The organism is Clostridium beijerinckii, from assembly GCF_008705175.1.
Taxonomy (GTDB): domain Bacteria; phylum Bacillota; class Clostridia; order Clostridiales; family Clostridiaceae; genus Clostridium; species Clostridium beijerinckii.
The window spans coordinates 5,490,020-5,506,062 of the sequence record NZ_CP043998.1; the positions used below are offsets into that span (position 1 = coordinate 5,490,020).

Here is a 16,043-nt window from a genome sequence, read left to right on the forward strand (position 1 = left end):
TTCTCTAAACAGGAATTACCCCTATTTGTTATCATATCTTACCATGTTTTTATTATCATAAAATCCTTTTATTCTCTCTAATATATCACAATTAATTTTCTACTTTCTAATCTTAATTTAGCACTTAGCCCATTAGAGTTTCAAATGTAAATTCATTATATAATAATATTATTGATAAAAAAAGAACAAGGCTAAGCCTTGTCCTTTTTTATTTATCTAATAAGTTCAGATTAAAACTATTTAACCCAAGCTCCATTAGCTCCTACATAGTATCCATCAGGAGTTGTTGTGTTAGATAACATAGCACCTGATCCATTTAAGTAGTAGAAAGTTCCGTTATCATTTAACCAACCAGTTTGCATAGCACCTGATCCGTTTAAGTAGTACCAAGTTGCTCCATCTTGAATCCAACCTGTAGCCATTGTACCATCAGCTTTTAAGTAGTACCAAGCACCACCGTCTTGTAACCATCCAGTAGCTTTAGTTCCATCAGCTTTAACATAAGTCCATCCTGCTGAAGTTTGAGCCCAACCAGCTTTAACTACAGGAGTTGTTCCTTGGTCATCACCCTTATTATCATCGCTCTTTCCTCCGATTAATGAATATACATCATCATCTTCGCTCCAAGCAACCATGTTGTCTTTATCGTAAACTGATAATTCATCGAAAGATCCGTCTACTTTGTAAACTTTATCCCAATCATCAGTGTTATCGAATTTGTAGATATATCCACCATCTAATCTCCAAAGATTTCCATCAACGTCTGTTTGAACAGCTGCAGTATTGCTATCTTGAGCACTTACTTCGCAATCTTCTTCGCTCTTATCTTCTTCATCAGCATAGTAGTATCCGCCTTTTGTCTTTAATGTATATGCGTCAACAGTTACTTTCTTATTGCTATTAATATCAGTATTGTAAGCTATAAGTTTTCCATTAGCTACAGTATACTTAGTTGTAGTAACAGCATCTCCATTACCATCTATGAATAAACCTTGTTCATCTAATTTGCTTCCTGAATCATTAGATAAAGCATAAGTAGTTACTGTTTTAGCATATTTAGCTCCATCTACATCATCAGAATCTTGTGCTTTTGATATTTTTTGAATAGCTGGGAATGATACAGTATCAGTTCCTACAGTAAATACTGAATCACTTTCAATATCACCTAATTTAATATCATTGATTTCTGTTATTCCAGCACCATTAGTTGTCTTAACTGTTACAGTTACAAGTCTGTAGATATAATCAGCATCTTGTGTTAACACTTTGCTGTCTTTAACACTAGCACTTAATCCATCTTTACCATTAATTTTTGTACCATCAGCTTTTTCACCAGATTGAGTATCGTAAGTATCATTTGTATTTTCGATAGTTACTGTCTTATCTGCGCTTGCACCAGTAGCAGTTGTTGTAACTTTTAATTTTCCTAAGTTATAGTCTGCATCTATATAGTTACCATCTGTGTCAGTGAAAACATTGAATGAACCTGCAGTAGCATTAGCAGTTTTACCAGCTGTTTGATCATAAGTAGTTGAATACCAAACTTTTCCGTATTTTGCTCCTGGAATTAAAGTTAGATCTTCTTCCTTCTTTATGTCATCTGCTTTATCTTCATCATATCTATCGTCTGTGTCATCTTTGATTTTCTTTCTTAAAGCTGCTGCAGCATCATCTGCAGTATCTCCAACTACGTCATCATCAGTTACACTACCTTTATCTAAATCAACAGTGTAGTCTCCGTCTGATACATCTAAGTATTTTTCTCCAAATAGATTTGCTTCATCTCCTGAATCAACATCATCTAATTTGTTGAATTTCCCGTCAGCTACATAGTAAGCTTCTTCATCATCGTTGATTTCTCCATCAACAAAGAATTTACCGTCTTTGTATGCTACTGCATTGTATACAGTACCGTCTTCTGAATCAACTTTCTTTACGTCTGCAGCATAAGCAGGCACTAAAGCCATAACTGAAGCAGCAGCTACTAATAAAGATGTAATTTTGTTTGCTCTTTTAAACATAATTTCTTTTCCTCCTAAATTTTAAAATTCAGATAAATTATAGCATTATTGTACAACTATGTAAAGTTATATAATAACTACTAATGTATATTCCTGTATAAATTTCTTAGTAATTAAATAAATCACATGTAATTTATTACACATTTACATTAACTATAACATGATACCACATTACATAATGCTTGTACATAAAATGCTATTAACTTTCATAATTTACTGTTCTTCCTAGTATTTACTGTAATATCACTAAATAATACAATGCCAAAATTCACTTTGGGTACTTTTTTTAAAAAATATATAAATATATTTTTTTAGTCAATATTAGAAAATAAATTCATTAAATTCTAAGTTAACTAATATATACAAGTAAAATTGTATTATTAAGCTTTTTATAGTTCTATTTTTATAATTTTGATCTACTTGGATATAATTCATCTTAAATGAATATATTCTATAACTATCCAAATAAGCTTTCATTATACAATACAACTGCTTAAATTCATTTTGGTACCTTTTTTGTATAAATTTAATTTTTTCATTTTTAGTCAAATATCATTTCCGTATCATATAGATAAACTAATTATAGGTTGGATTTATACTATGAAATATATCCCAACTAGAAAGAAGAAACATTTTTATGCAGCAGGCATTGAAAATGAGCTGTCAAAAGTTCTTAATTGTAGGTTGTTCTACTAATGCTTGTCACAATGAAATTGGGAACAAGCATTAGTAATGCAACCTGCAATTTAGTACTTTCAGCGAAATTTTCATAGTCCTGCGAAATAACAATGTTTCTTCTTTCTGTGGATTATCGCATAATTCTAAATTACATTCTGTTTGCCTATATCTATTAAATAAAATTTTTCTTCCTATTATCTATTGTACCAAGCTCCATCTGATCCTAATTTATATTCACCAACTGTTGTGCTATAAGCCATAGACCCATCATTATTTAAATAATAATATTTTCCATTACTTATATCTTTAATCCATCCAACCTGCATTGTTCCTTGTGAATCTAAGTAATACCAATTTCCATTTACTAATTGCCATCCTGTTTTTCTAGCTCCATCATCGCCTAGATAGTACCACTTTCCATTATTATTCAGCCAACCTGTCGCCATATTCCCATCTGCTTGTACAAAATAGTTTTGCACCCAAGTATTCTTTACTGAGTTACCTGTTGAATCTTTGTATTGCCATTTCCCATCAACTTGAACCCATTGACTTGTTTTGGTAACTTCTGCTTGTTCACTGCTTTTAGAGTTATTATTTGAATTATCTTTACCTCTAGTAATATTTAAAGTATATACTCTTTCATTATCATCATCATCTTCAACTTTTATGTCTATTACATTTTTCCCTTTATTTAATGATACATCATCCTTAAATTTATCATCTTTATCAACTTTTACTCCATTTATTTTTACCTTATAATCATCATATTTACCGCTATCGCAATCAGGCCTTGCACGTATTGTAATTTTACTTAAATCTTCTGGAACCTGCACGTCATAAGTATAAACTTTTTTTGAGAAGTCTATATTCCCTCCCATTAACGTAATACTGCTTAAGTATACATTATCTGAATCTTCATCGTCATCATCATTTGATTCAGAATATTTTACTCTAATCTTATATTCATTTACATAAGAATTATCACTATATTTTACTGTTCCCGGATCTCCGTTATATACTCTTACGGTAATAACATTTGTTCCAGATGATAAGTCAACATCCTCTCCAATATCTTTTCCTTCAGTATCTGATGATGTTTCTTCAAATACCCTTATATTATCTGAATCCACCCCATCTGCATCTATATTTATTTCATCTGCTGAAGTTTTTCTGGTATAGTAGGTCTTTCCAGGCTGTACATCATCACTGTCTACCCTATGCTTATCTGTACAATCACTCTCACTATAAAGAGACATATTATCTCCGTTTGAATCTTCTACTGTTAAATTAGTTATTTTATTAGCTGCATAAGCTTTAGTAGTTAGTAGACTCAAATTAGCTACTGGTGCAATTGTACTAATAGTATTTACAGCTAATATTATGGCTATTATTTTTTTCAAATTTCTGTTCATATATTACCTCTCCTTTTAGGCATATGAAATAAAATAACAAGTTCAAAATACCATGGTTATTTTTTTATTCTGCCTTATATAAAATAATATAAAGAACGCCTATTTCATAAGCGTTCTTTATTTTTAACCCGATTAAAATTAAATTTATTTAATCCAAGCCCCATCAGCGCCTAATCTATATACACCAATTTTAGTGTTATAAGCCATAGACCCATCACTATTTAAATAATAATATTTTCCGTTCCTATCTTTTACCCATCCAGTCTGCATTCTTCCTTCTGAATCTAGATAATACCATTTTCCACTTGATTGTTGCCATCCAACTTTCTTAGCTCCATCTGTTCCAAAGTAATACCAGGTTCCATTAAGATTTAACCACCCTGTAACCATATTTCCATCAGCATTTAAATAATAATTTTGTATCCAACTATTCTTTACTACTTTTCCTTCTGCATCATTATACTGCCATATTCCATTTGTTTGTACCCATTGATTAGCCTTAACATCTTTACTTCCTGTATTTGTATTAGTATTAGTTGAACCATTATTTGTATTACTTGAAGAAACATTTCCTCTATTTATAATTAAAGTATATACTCTATCTTTATTATTATGTTCAATTTCTACTTTTATGATATTTTGACCTTTTTCCAAATTAACAGTTCTCTTATAATTATCATCATAATCAGCATCTTCACCATCTATAGTAACATCGTAGTTATCATTTTCTGGTGTTGCTTTTATTGCTACTTGGTTCACATTACTATCTACATTATAAGTATACTTAGTTATTGAATTTGATAAATTTATAGTACTTCCAGCTATGCTAAGTCTCTCCAAATAAATATCATCAAAATCTGTTTTATCTGAATCAGCTTCGTCTACATGTCTCACTTTTACTTCATATGTATTTAGCAGATTATACTCATCGTCATCATGTTCATTATTTCTTACAGTCTCACCATCTAGATCTTTCCCATATACCTTTATAATAAGATCAGTAACAACTGATTTATCTGTTAACTGAATATCATCTCCTACTTCTTTACCTTTAGTAGAATCCGAACTATCTCTAAATACTCTGACAAAATTATCATCTGGCCCGCTTATATCTACACTTACAGTTTTTGATGAAGTTTTGGCATAATATGTTTCATCTTCATGAACGTCATTTTCCTTAACTCTATTCTTATAATCATTATCATCATAAAGTTTTACATTATTACCATCACTATCATCTAATGATAAACTATCCAATGTACTTTCATCATTAGTAGTCGAAGCATAAGCCCTTGTAGTTAATAGATTTATCTTCGAAACTGGTGTCGTCGCTGAAATTGTTCCTATAGCTAGTACAATTGCAATCACTCTCTTTATATTTTTATTCATAGTCTATCCCTCCACTTTTATTATGCATTCTCATTCTAATCTGGTGATTTCTATTTTTGTATCCAAGCACCATCATACCCTAATTTATATCCGCCTACTGTTGTATTATATGCCATGGCACCATTGCTATTTAAGTAATAATACTTTCCATTTGAATCTTTAATCCATCCTGTTTGTATCTTACCTTGTGAATCTAGATAATACCAAGCTCCATCCACTAACTGCCAGCCCGTTTTTCTAGCTCCATCACTTCCCAAATAGTACCAGCTTCCGTTATAATTTAACCATCCAGTAGCCATATTTCCGTTATCAAGTAAGTAATAATTTCCTACCCAAGTATTCTTAACAAAATTTCCTGATGCATCATTATACTTCCATATTCCATTTACTTGTACCCATTGATTAGCTGCAGATGATCCATTATTATTTTGTGTTGAAGTCACACTTCCTCTAATTACAGTCAAAGTGTAAACTCTTTCTTCATCACTATTTTCATTTTTAACATCTACCTTAATTTTATTTTCACCATCTTTTAGATTAACTGTTGTCTTGTAATCATCATCTTCAAATACTTCATCACCGTTAACCTTAACTGTATAAAAATCTTTTTCTGGTTCAGCCTTAATTGTTACTTTGTTTACATCACTAGGGACATTAGAACTATAATTTACTTGTGATTGCGATAATGAGAAAAGTCTGCCATCAATGCTTAGTTTATCTAGGTAAATACTATCTTGATGCTCTGTCTCTGCTGTATCTTGCGAGCTTGTACCATTTGATGAAGGATTTCCTCTATTTATTATCAAAGTATATACTCTATCTTTATCACCATCTTCAAGTTCTATTTCAAACTCATTTGTGCCTTCATCTAAATCTACTTCTTTTTTATAGTTATCTGCACTTTGAACATTTTTATTATCAATAGTAACATCATAATCGTCATCTTCTGGTGTTGCTTTAATTGTTACTCTCTTTACATCACTAGCAACATTATAAGTATAAGTTGATTCTGATTTTGATAACTCAACCTTATTATTATTTACGCTAAGTCTTTCTAAATAAATATTATCCTTATTTTTGCTTTGACTATAATTTGCGTTCTCTACTTTAATCCTATATGTACTTAAAACATTATAATCGTCATTGTCTTTGTATCTCATATTATCATCTGGTTCTTTGCCATACACCTTTATAGTAAGAGTTGTAGTTGAAGAATCATCTGATAAATCAACATCCTCCCCTACCTCCTTTCCTTTTGAAGAAGATGATGTTCCATTAAACACTCTAACATAGTCTTCATCAGGCCCATCAATTTTTATACTTACAGTATCTGATGAAGTTTTTGCATAATAAGTTTCTCCTTCTTCTACATCACTGGCATTTACTTTACTGCTATAATCGCTATCACTATATAGTTTTATATTGTTCCCGTCTTCATCATTTAATTCTAAGCGATCTAAATAATCATCATCGTTATCAGTTGCTGCAAAAGCTTTTGTAGTTAATACATTTATATTTGTAGCAGGCGCTGCTGCTGAAACGATTCCAAGAGCTAACGCTATTGAAACTATTTTAATCATATTTTTCTTCATTTTATTTCCCCCGTTTCTACTTATATATTTAATTAGTAAATACATCCTTAATTAATTATATATCAGGATTAACAATTAAAGTAGGCCTTTTGAGTTTTTTAGTAATATTACCACTAATATAAAATATTGTAAATATATTTGCGACTGCTAAATATATTTATTTAAAGCAAAAGAAACGTCTATTAAATAAACGTTCTTTTGCTTTTTCAGTTATTATACTATTTATATTCTTAGTTAATCCAAGCTCCATCTGATCCCAGCTTATATTTACCAATCATTGTATTATAAGCCATAGATCCATCGCTATTTAAATAGTAATACTTTCCACTACCTAAATCTCTAACCCATCCAGTTTGCATTGCACCTTCTGAGTCTAGGTAGTACCATTTTCCACCTGCTTGTTGCCATCCTGTTTTTCTTGCTCCATCAGAACCTAGATAGTACCACTTTCCACTATAATTTAACCACCCAGTAGCCATATTTCCATCAGCTTGTACAAAATAATTTTGAACCCATGTATTTTTCACTGTATTTCCTGTTGCATCTTTATATTGCCAGTTTCCGCCAACTTGTACCCATTTATTTGTAACAGTTGCTACAACATCAGTTGCACTGCTTGGTGAACCTGAAGCTGTATTTGTTGTACTTCCTGTAGTTGATGATGTGCCTCCTCTATTTATGATTAATGTATATACTCTTTCATCATCACCATCTTCAAGTTCAATTTTGATTTTATTTTCACCTTTTTTTAAATCTACATCTGATTTGTACTTATCATCATCATCTACACTATCGCCATCTATTGTAACGTCATAATCTTCATCTTCTGGAGTTGCTTTAATTGTCACTTCATCTGTATCACTGCTTACATTATAAGTATATTCAACTTTTGATTTAGATAAACTTATACTTTGACCATCTACACTAAGTCTATCTAGGTAGATATCATCGTAATCATCTGAACTGTCACTTGAATCCTCATCATCTGAATCCGAAGAATCAGCTGTACATTTAACCTTTATTGTATATTCACTTGAATAATCGTCATCTTCATATCTTACATCATCATCTGGTTCTTCATCATATACTCTTACAGTAAGAGTCGTAGTTGAATCTTTATCTAAACTTATATCACTACTTATTTTTTTACCTTTAGTAGAATCTGAAGTTCCCTTAAAAACTCTAACATATTTTGAACTTGGTCCGTCTATATCTATATTTATAGTATCTGATGAAGTCTTAGCAAAATACTTCTCACCAGCCTCCACATCATCTGCATCAACTTTATCATCGCTATCATAGCTACTGCTTTCGTAAAGCTTTATTTTGCTTCCGCTTTCAGTAAGCAATTGTAAGCTTTCAAGTTCAGTCTCATCATTTGAATCGTCATCAGATGATGCATAAGCTTTTGTAGTTAAGAAATTTATATTTGTTGCAGGCGCTACTGCTGAGATAGCTCCTATTGCTAATGCAATTGCAACTATTTTTTTCAAATTTTTATTCATAATGTTCTCCCTCCACTTTAAGCACGCGAAATAAATAATAGGTATGCATACTTGTCTATTATTTTTTGATTGTGCTTTAATTACATATTATGATTATTTTACCACTTAATTCATTATTGTGCACTTGACACACACAAGTTTACAATTTATTTACAGAAGTATTATTATTCTAATTCTCCATCCGTGCCTAATTTATATGCACCTATTGCAGAATCTTTTATCATTTTACCTGTAGAATCTAAGTAATACCATTTCCCGTTTGAATCTTCAATCCATCCTGTCTCCATAGCTCCACTACCATCAAGGTAGTACCAGTTTCCAGTTGAATCTTCTAACCATCCCATTTGCATAGCTCCACTTTTATTTAGATAATACCAATTTTTATTTGTATTTACCCATCCGGTCTGCATTTCACCGTTCTCGTTGAAATAATACCAGTTGTTATTATCACTAAACCATCCTGTAGTTCTAAAGCCATCTTGTCCTAAATAATAATTCTTTCCAGTATCCTTATCAAACCACCACTTATTTTTTAAAACTGAGCCTGTACCATCTACATATCTCCATTTTCCATCTACTCTTTGCCATGCATTAAGGCTGCCTTCTTGAGTTTGAATTGCAAAGTTTTGGCCGTTTGAAGAATCAGTTTTATTTGCTGATTTACCCCTATATACATTCAAAGTATAAGTTGTATCTTCATCCTCATGCTCAACATATATTGTTATAGTATTATTTCCTTTATCTAAATTAACTGTCTTTTCGAAATTGTCATCTTCATATACTGAGTTTCCGTTAATTTCTATATAATCATCATCATCGTCAGGGTTAGCTCTAACAGTTAATTTATCAACATCTTCACCAACATTCACATCATAAGAAGTTTTATTTTTGGAAAAATCAACACTTCCATCACTTAAGTAAATTCCATCTAAATAAGCATATTCTCTATCTTCTTCTGCTTCTGATGTACTACTTTCTTTTCTTGCATGAATAATATAAGTCTTTTCACAATCACTTACATCTCCGTCATTATAAGCTTCCTTATATGCTTCCTCACTCTTATATGTTCTTAAATAAATATCTTTATAGCCTGAGCCGATATTAACATCTTGTCCAACATCTTCACCTTTTTCTGATCTGCTTGATGAAGTGAACATCTTAACTACATATCCGCTTCCTTTTACTTCTGCAGCTACATTAAAGTCACTCACACCTTTAAGCTGCACATAATAGTCAGTATCGCTTGACAAATCTACTTCATCTCCAGAATAACTATCAAGCAATTTAATTTTGCTTCCGCTACCCCAAGTCAAATCTAACGATTTTAATTCTCCATTACTAGCATCATTATATGTTGATGCATAAGCTTCAACGCTTCCTAATAGAAAATTGTTACTTGGTGCAAATCCTGAAACAGCTGCAACCACAAGAGTTGCTGCAATTATATATTTAATTTTTTTATGCATAAACTTCCTCCCTATTTTTATTTATAAAATTAATCTATTTACTTTTACATAACTTACTTATTATATAAATAAACATTATATAGTTATAATAACATAACTTAATTTAATTATAAATATAGAACTATAATCCTATACTATTCCAAGTATACTACATAGTTCTAAAAATTCTATTATATAAATATTAATTTTTTATAAATAATTAACTTATATATGTTACAATTCACAATGCACATTTCAAAATTTCTAATAAAATTCTTGCAACATTTTCAGACTTATGATGAAGAATTATTTTTGCATTATATATATTAGTGATTGAAAACTTAATTTTATCTTTGTTTAGATAATCATTTAATTTATAAAAATAAGAACCCACTTATAAGAATAAAGCGAGTTCTTGTTTAGTTACTAGTATAGATAAATATCTTTAAAACTAGATTTATGTGATAACTTACCGAAATCATAAATATTTTGATTCCGAAAAGCTATGAAAATATCGTTGAAGATCTAAGCAGCAGGTTGCACACACTTTAGCATGCTCCAACTTTCCTATTGAAGCTCAACTCATTACATTCGCTGAGGAAGTTCGAGAACCCAAAATAAAATGGAACAACCTGCAACTAAGAACCTTTAACAGCTCATTTTCAAATGTTTTCTCCATAGTATGACCCTTGTGATTACAAATATAGATAAACAGAGGCGTATATTAACTTATACACTTAATTAAGCTATTGAATTTGCTAAGTTTAGATAATTGTATAAGTCTACTTTCGAGCGTGGGTATCTATATCCAATTATAAGCTAGACTTATACTATGAAATATATCCCAACTAGAAATAAGAATTATGCTTTTGTGAAATGTTTCATTAGGAATTTGATGGTTTTGATTCTTAGATTAAAAGTTGTTCCAAGTATGCTAGTTCAAAGCTCGCCTTTGAGGCTAGCATCTTGGATGCAACTTGTGATCTTAGAATCATCCATCATAATTTCCTTAGAAACTGAAACAACAGCATAATCCTTATTTCGGCGAACTATGTCATAAATTCAAGTCTCACTTGTCTCATCTATAATTTAATCTAATAAAATAAATTAAACGTACAATTAAATTAATGTTCATAATATTTTCCTAAAGTATTAAAGCTCCACTATTATTGAATTTATACTCTTTTCCATTAATAGTTCTTGTTCCAGTTGCCATGCTACCATCTTCAGTTAAATAGTATTTTGAATTATAGTCAATTAACCATCCTTTTTGCATTGTTCCATCTGCATTAAAGAAGTACCACTTTCCACCATCTGATAACCAGCCTGTCCTCATTGATCCATCTTGATTTAAATAATACCAATTATCAACTTTTTTAGTATCATTATCTCCTGAATTAGTTGATGCATCAGTGTTCTTTTTTTGATCATCTACTGTTTCTTTATGCCAGCCTGTAAGCATTGCTCCGTCAGATCCCAATAAATACCACTTTTCATTATCTTTTTGCCAACCTGTAAGCATTGCTCCCTTACTATCTAGCAAGTACCATTTTTCATTATCTTTATGCCAGCCTGTAACTCTTAGACCATCTTTATCTAAGTAACAGTATACTTTTTGATCTTTATCATAAAGCCATGAACTTTTTAATACTTTTCCATTTTCATCATAATACTTCCAACCATCATCGGTTTGAACCCATTGAGATTTTTTATCAGATGTATCCCCAGTATTATTGTCCTTGCTATCATCTGCTTCCTTACCTCTATTTATAGTCAAAGTATAAGTTCTCTTTTTATCATTTAACTCATCTTCAACATTTACCTTTATGACATTTTTCCCTTTATCCAATGATACTTTTTTTTCATAGTCATCACTTGATCTTACTTCATCTCCATCAATTGTAACTGAATAATCGCTATCTTCTGGCTCTGCACCTATAGTTATTTTACTTACAGACTCATCTAAATCAACGTTGTATGAATTATCATCTTTAGAAAAGTCAATATCGCCTTCACTTAAAGTTATATGATCTAAGTATATATCATCTTCGTTATCAGAATCGTCTCCTCTAGTAACATTTAATGTATATGTTCTTTGATTATCCTTACTATCTGTAACTTTTATTTTAATCTCATTTTTACCTTTATCTAAAGATACAGTTTTTTTATAATTATCGCTAGAATCTACTAAAGATCCATCTACTCTGACTCTGTCGCTATTACTCTCAGGAATTGCTTTAATCCACATACTATCAACATTTTCATCAACTTTTATATCATAGCTTGTTTTCCCTTTTAAGAAATCTATATTTCCTTTGCTTAAATCAATCTTATCTAAATATATCGAATCTTGAGAATCATCCTCATAAGAACTTTCTTTAGTCTTTCTTACATTTAGCGTATATTCTTCTTTACAATTTGATACATTATTCTTTACTTTATTAAATTCTGATTTAGACTTATAAGTTCTTATATATAAAGTTGTATCACCTTTTCCAAGTAAGATTTCATCTCCTGGATCATAAGCTGTAGCATTTTCTGCATCAGATGTAAAAATCTTAACTACATAATCATCACCTTCAGCGTCAGCCGTTATCTTAATTCCATCACTATTATCAGTAAGCTTTGTATAGTATTCTGTTTCATCGCTTAATTTTACTGTATCTCCATTATACCCATCACGCAAATCAAGAGTTTCTCCATCTAAAGATTTTATCTTTAGAGTTTTTAATTGTTCATCGTCTGGAGAATATGAAGACGCATAAACAGGTTTTGCTCCTACAAAATATGTATTTAATGTCGTAGGTGAAATTGTTGAAATTGTATTGACAGCAACTGTGATCGCAATTATTCTTTTTATATTTTTATTCATAAAATTCCTCCTCATCCATTATAAAGTGAATTTTTTAAAAATAACAAAAAAAAATCACTTAACATAATTTTACCATGTTTTTTATATAAAATCTAAATATTTCTAGCATTAATACGACTCTTTTTTCAGATAATAAGATATAACTAAGTTTTATTTACTTTAGTTATCGCAAAATTTTAGACATTATGTACTATAAATAAATTTCAAAATTTAATACGTGAGGAGTGATTACAATGAGCAAAGAAAGAACACCATATAATCCTACTCCAGGAGATTATGATGTTGAAAAGTTATCTGGTACAAGGCTTGAATCTTCTAATAGGCAAGAAGGACGAGATAACATTGCACCAACTAGAAGTTTAAATCCCCTTTCGACTGACGGTCCTAATAAAAATATAACGAGTTCAACATCTTCTAAACCGCATCCAGTAACAGGACCTGTTGCTATGAATTATGAAGATGCTTTTGAATATAAAAATCATAATATTTGAGAAGTTAGGAGTGATTATTAATGAGTAAAGAAAAAATGTCATCTAATGAAAATGAAAAATATTATTCTGAAGAAGAATTAACTGATTCACATCCATCAGACCCAAATGATTCTGAACTAAAAAAAATAAAAAGTATGTATCTTCCGGATTCAAAAGCCGACCATGCTCCAAGTGAAAAAAGTATTGAAAATGCTAATGGATTGGAACATCCTGAACCAGTCAAACCAAAATCACTAATATAAATAGCATGAATATAACTTTATCTATATAGATAACCCAACTAAGACCTGAACTTATGCATATAACTCGCCGAAATGAATAATATACTTTTGTTCCAGTTTCTAGGTAATTCTGATGGGTGATTCTAAGGCTATAAAGTTGCACCCAAAGTTCTAGCCTCAAAGAACAAGCTTTGAACTAGCACATTTGGAACAACTTATAGCCAAAGAATCAAATCCATCAAAATTACCAATGAAACATTCCACAAAAGTATATTACCCATTTCTATTTGGGATATATTTCATAGTATAAATCCAGCTTATAATTGGCTTATCTATAACAAGTCAAAATCTGTTCTAAATCTATATTTATATTGTAAATAATATTGAACAAAAGATAGGAGTGATTTTTATGAGTCAATCAAAAATTCCATTTAGCATAAACCCTGGCGATGATTATCCAATGGAAGAGTATAGTAAGGAAAATTCATCAAAATCAAGGGCTTCTGATTCTAAAAATGTACGAAAGACTGCTGATTCAGGTGAAAGAAATGCTAAAAGTTTAAATAATGCAAATATATCTAGAACTAATCTAGATACAGAGCTTATTGATCTAAATGCTGACGGCGACTCTGATGAATCTAAATATAGTGATTTAATATAAATAAATTAAGATAAGATAGTTTAATAAGATTAGGAGTGATTCTATATGAGTAAAGGTAAATATCCATATGTTCCAACTCCAGAAGATGTTCCTGCTCCAGATTTAAGTTATATTTTTTCACCAGAATCTAAAAACTCTGGTAATAAAAATGATAACGAGAACACTGATTCACAAAAAAGAAATTCTTAAGCTTAAGCAAAGATATTGCAACACGAATCTATATAATAAAAGTAATTAAGTTAGGAGTGATTTTATATGAGTAAAGAAAAGAAAGTATCTCATACTTCCGATGTGAGAGATGGTAGTAAAAAAGACTTTACTAATTCCTACTTGCCAAAAATGAGAACTAATTATCATCCAAGCAGAGATGATGTTGAAAGTGCAACTGGCGTGGATTTTCCTATAAATATGCCTAATCCAGCAGTTGACCCTATTGTTGTAAATAATATAGCTAGTCAAGAATTTGATTACACACAAGATATGCTTTCTCCCGATAATTATGAAATAGATGGAGATGATTAGTTATATAAATACTTATAATAAATCCAACTATAAGGACTGCAAAAAATTTAATATATTTTTGAATAAATTTCCCGCTGTTGGTAAGAATAATATTCGTACCCCATAATACTCAGGCACTAAAGTTTATCATTTTAATTTAGTGCTTATTTCCAAAAAGTCCACCATAAATTAAATTTTTATGGTGGACTTTCATATTTTTAACCTATTTTAAATTGTCAAAAAGCCCTTACCTCTAACTTCAGATATATCAATAATTGTTATAAAAGCTCCTGGATCTATCTGATGCACAATACTTTTTAGTTCAACCATTTGGTGTGAGCTTACAATACAGTAAAGCATTTTCTTTTTATCATGAGTATACTCACCTTCCGCGAACAAAGATGTAACTCCACGGTTAAGATCTTTTATTACATAATCAATAATTTCTTTTTCTTTTCTTGTTAGAATCAGAAGAAGTTTTTTACTGCTAAATCCTTTTAATACTCTGTCAAGAACTGTACTTTGAATAAACAAAGAAATAAGAGTATACAATGCTTGTGGAATACCAAATATTAATGCTCCTATAATAACTATTATCAAGTTTAGAGAAAATCCCAAACTTCCTATATTAAAATTCGAATATTTTTTTCTAATAAGCATGGTTATAATATCTGTTCCTCCTGTGGAACCATGTCTTAAAAATACCATTCCATAGCCAATACCACATAAAACCCCACCATATATACAAAAGATAAGTAAATCACCATTCATATCAATTAGGCGTGAAAGTGGTTTTGTTATAAGCAGAGAAGCTGAAAGACTAAGCATCCCTATTGTTGTATAAATCGTAAATGATCTATCGAGTTTTTTATAACTCAATACAAGTAGTGGTAGATTAATTATTAAGATTACTACTCCAGATGGAACTTTAAGAGTGTACTCTAAAATCAGTGCAATACCAGTGGCACCACCACTTAAAAGTTTTGCATGTACTAAAAATAGATTTACCCCTAACGATGCAATCATGCAGCCTAAAAATATGAAAAACACATCAACTATATTATGCTTCAACTTATAATATAAACTCATTTGTATACTCCTTGCAAAATGGTTATTTGGGTTTCATTTCATTTTTCAGATATTATTCTATATTCAATCTTTAGTATTTTCAACAGATTTTTTACAGTTTCTACAAAAAGTTTTTACTATTTATCAAGTAATTATTAATAATTTATGTGATATAGCAAATAAATAT

The 16,043-nt window shown here is 30.4% G+C and carries 13 protein-coding genes; 5 read left to right on the plus strand and 8 right to left on the minus strand.

Features of this window, described 5'->3' with window-relative positions; genetic code table 11:
• Window positions 1–236 precede the first annotated feature (236 nt).
• The 7 genes from F3K33_RS24290 to F3K33_RS24320 form a co-directional block, all read right to left on the minus strand.
• On the minus strand, window positions 237–2,021 hold the full coding sequence (locus F3K33_RS24290; protein WP_039770678.1) for an N-acetylmuramoyl-L-alanine amidase family protein: 1,785 nt from the start codon (window positions 2,019–2,021) through the stop codon (window positions 237–239).
• Between the two features lie 872 nt (window positions 2,022–2,893).
• Window positions 2,894–4,111: an N-acetylmuramoyl-L-alanine amidase family protein gene (locus F3K33_RS24295; protein WP_039770676.1), complete on the minus strand. Its 1,218-nt coding sequence runs from the start codon at window positions 4,109–4,111 to the stop codon at window positions 2,894–2,896.
• A 144-nt stretch (window positions 4,112–4,255) separates the two neighbouring features.
• Window positions 4,256–5,500 (minus strand): N-acetylmuramoyl-L-alanine amidase family protein, encoded by a 1,245-nt coding sequence (locus F3K33_RS24300; protein ID WP_039770674.1) that lies wholly within the window; start codon window positions 5,498–5,500, stop codon window positions 4,256–4,258.
• 50 nt (window positions 5,501–5,550) lie between these two features.
• The gene (locus tag F3K33_RS27015; protein ID WP_039770672.1) at window positions 5,551–7,092 is read right to left on the minus strand and encodes an N-acetylmuramoyl-L-alanine amidase family protein; all 1,542 of its coding nucleotides are present in this window, start codon (window positions 7,090–7,092) and stop codon (window positions 5,551–5,553) included.
• Window positions 7,093–7,322: 230 nt separating this feature from the next.
• A complete protein-coding gene (locus tag F3K33_RS24310) occupies window positions 7,323–8,597 on the minus strand; it encodes a cadherin-like beta sandwich domain-containing protein (protein WP_039770670.1) in 1,275 nt (424 codons plus the stop codon).
• 164 nt (window positions 8,598–8,761) lie between these two features.
• Window positions 8,762–10,063, minus strand: coding sequence for an N-acetylmuramoyl-L-alanine amidase family protein (locus F3K33_RS24315; RefSeq protein ID WP_012060918.1), 1,302 nt, complete (start codon window positions 10,061–10,063; stop codon window positions 8,762–8,764).
• A 1,123-nt stretch (window positions 10,064–11,186) separates the two neighbouring features.
• A complete protein-coding gene (locus F3K33_RS24320) occupies window positions 11,187–12,914 on the minus strand; it encodes an N-acetylmuramoyl-L-alanine amidase family protein (protein ID WP_039773667.1) in 1,728 nt (575 codons plus the stop codon).
• A gap of 233 nt (window positions 12,915–13,147) precedes the next feature.
• Between F3K33_RS24320 and F3K33_RS24325 the strand changes: the two genes are divergently transcribed.
• From F3K33_RS24325 to F3K33_RS24340, 5 genes are all read left to right on the plus strand, one after another.
• The gene (locus F3K33_RS24325; protein ID WP_039773669.1) at window positions 13,148–13,405 is read left to right on the plus strand and encodes a hypothetical protein; all 258 of its coding nucleotides are present in this window, start codon (window positions 13,148–13,150) and stop codon (window positions 13,403–13,405) included.
• A gap of 20 nt (window positions 13,406–13,425) precedes the next feature.
• Window positions 13,426–13,647 carry a hypothetical protein gene (locus F3K33_RS24330; RefSeq protein WP_039773671.1) on the plus strand — a complete coding sequence of 74 codons (222 nt, stop codon included), beginning with the start codon at window positions 13,426–13,428 and terminating at the stop codon, window positions 13,645–13,647.
• 388 nt (window positions 13,648–14,035) lie between these two features.
• Window positions 14,036–14,287 carry a hypothetical protein gene (locus F3K33_RS24335; protein ID WP_039773673.1) on the plus strand — a complete coding sequence of 84 codons (252 nt, stop codon included), beginning with the start codon at window positions 14,036–14,038 and terminating at the stop codon, window positions 14,285–14,287.
• Window positions 14,288–14,332: 45 nt separating this feature from the next.
• Window positions 14,333–14,476, plus strand: coding sequence for a hypothetical protein (locus F3K33_RS26560; protein WP_155715590.1), 144 nt, complete (start codon window positions 14,333–14,335; stop codon window positions 14,474–14,476).
• A 66-nt stretch (window positions 14,477–14,542) separates the two neighbouring features.
• Window positions 14,543–14,809 carry a hypothetical protein gene (locus F3K33_RS24340; protein ID WP_039773675.1) on the plus strand — a complete coding sequence of 89 codons (267 nt, stop codon included), beginning with the start codon at window positions 14,543–14,545 and terminating at the stop codon, window positions 14,807–14,809.
• A 207-nt stretch (window positions 14,810–15,016) separates the two neighbouring features.
• Here the strand turns inward: F3K33_RS24340 and F3K33_RS24345 are convergent, their stop codons facing one another.
• Complete coding sequence (locus F3K33_RS24345) at window positions 15,017–15,877, minus strand: YitT family protein (RefSeq protein ID WP_012060924.1); 861 nt, start codon at window positions 15,875–15,877, stop codon at window positions 15,017–15,019.
• Between the last annotated feature and the right edge of the window lie 166 nt (window positions 15,878–16,043).

Coding starts and splice junctions, on each gene's coding strand:
- F3K33_RS24340 (WP_039773675.1), top strand. CDS start 14,543: ATGAGTAAAGAAAAGAAAGTATCTCATACTTCCGATGTGAGAGATGGT.
- F3K33_RS24335 (WP_039773673.1), top strand. CDS start 14,036: ATGAGTCAATCAAAAATTCCATTTAGCATAAACCCTGGCGATGATTAT.
- F3K33_RS24295 (WP_039770676.1), bottom strand. CDS start 4,111: ATGAACAGAAATTTGAAAAAAATAATAGCCATAATATTAGCTGTAAAT.
- F3K33_RS24290 (WP_039770678.1), bottom strand. CDS start 2,021: ATGTTTAAAAGAGCAAACAAAATTACATCTTTATTAGTAGCTGCTGCT.
- F3K33_RS24310 (WP_039770670.1), bottom strand. CDS start 8,597: ATGAATAAAAATTTGAAAAAAATAGTTGCAATTGCATTAGCAATAGGA.
- F3K33_RS24320 (WP_039773667.1), bottom strand. CDS start 12,914: ATGAATAAAAATATAAAAAGAATAATTGCGATCACAGTTGCTGTCAAT.
- F3K33_RS24325 (WP_039773669.1), top strand. CDS start 13,148: ATGAGCAAAGAAAGAACACCATATAATCCTACTCCAGGAGATTATGAT.
- F3K33_RS24300 (WP_039770674.1), bottom strand. CDS start 5,500: ATGAATAAAAATATAAAGAGAGTGATTGCAATTGTACTAGCTATAGGA.
- F3K33_RS27015 (WP_039770672.1), bottom strand. CDS start 7,092: ATGAAGAAAAATATGATTAAAATAGTTTCAATAGCGTTAGCTCTTGGA.
- F3K33_RS24345 (WP_012060924.1), bottom strand. CDS start 15,877: ATGAGTTTATATTATAAGTTGAAGCATAATATAGTTGATGTGTTTTTC.
- F3K33_RS24315 (WP_012060918.1), bottom strand. CDS start 10,063: ATGCATAAAAAAATTAAATATATAATTGCAGCAACTCTTGTGGTTGCA.
- F3K33_RS26560 (WP_155715590.1), top strand. CDS start 14,333: ATGAGTAAAGGTAAATATCCATATGTTCCAACTCCAGAAGATGTTCCT.
- F3K33_RS24330 (WP_039773671.1), top strand. CDS start 13,426: ATGAGTAAAGAAAAAATGTCATCTAATGAAAATGAAAAATATTATTCT.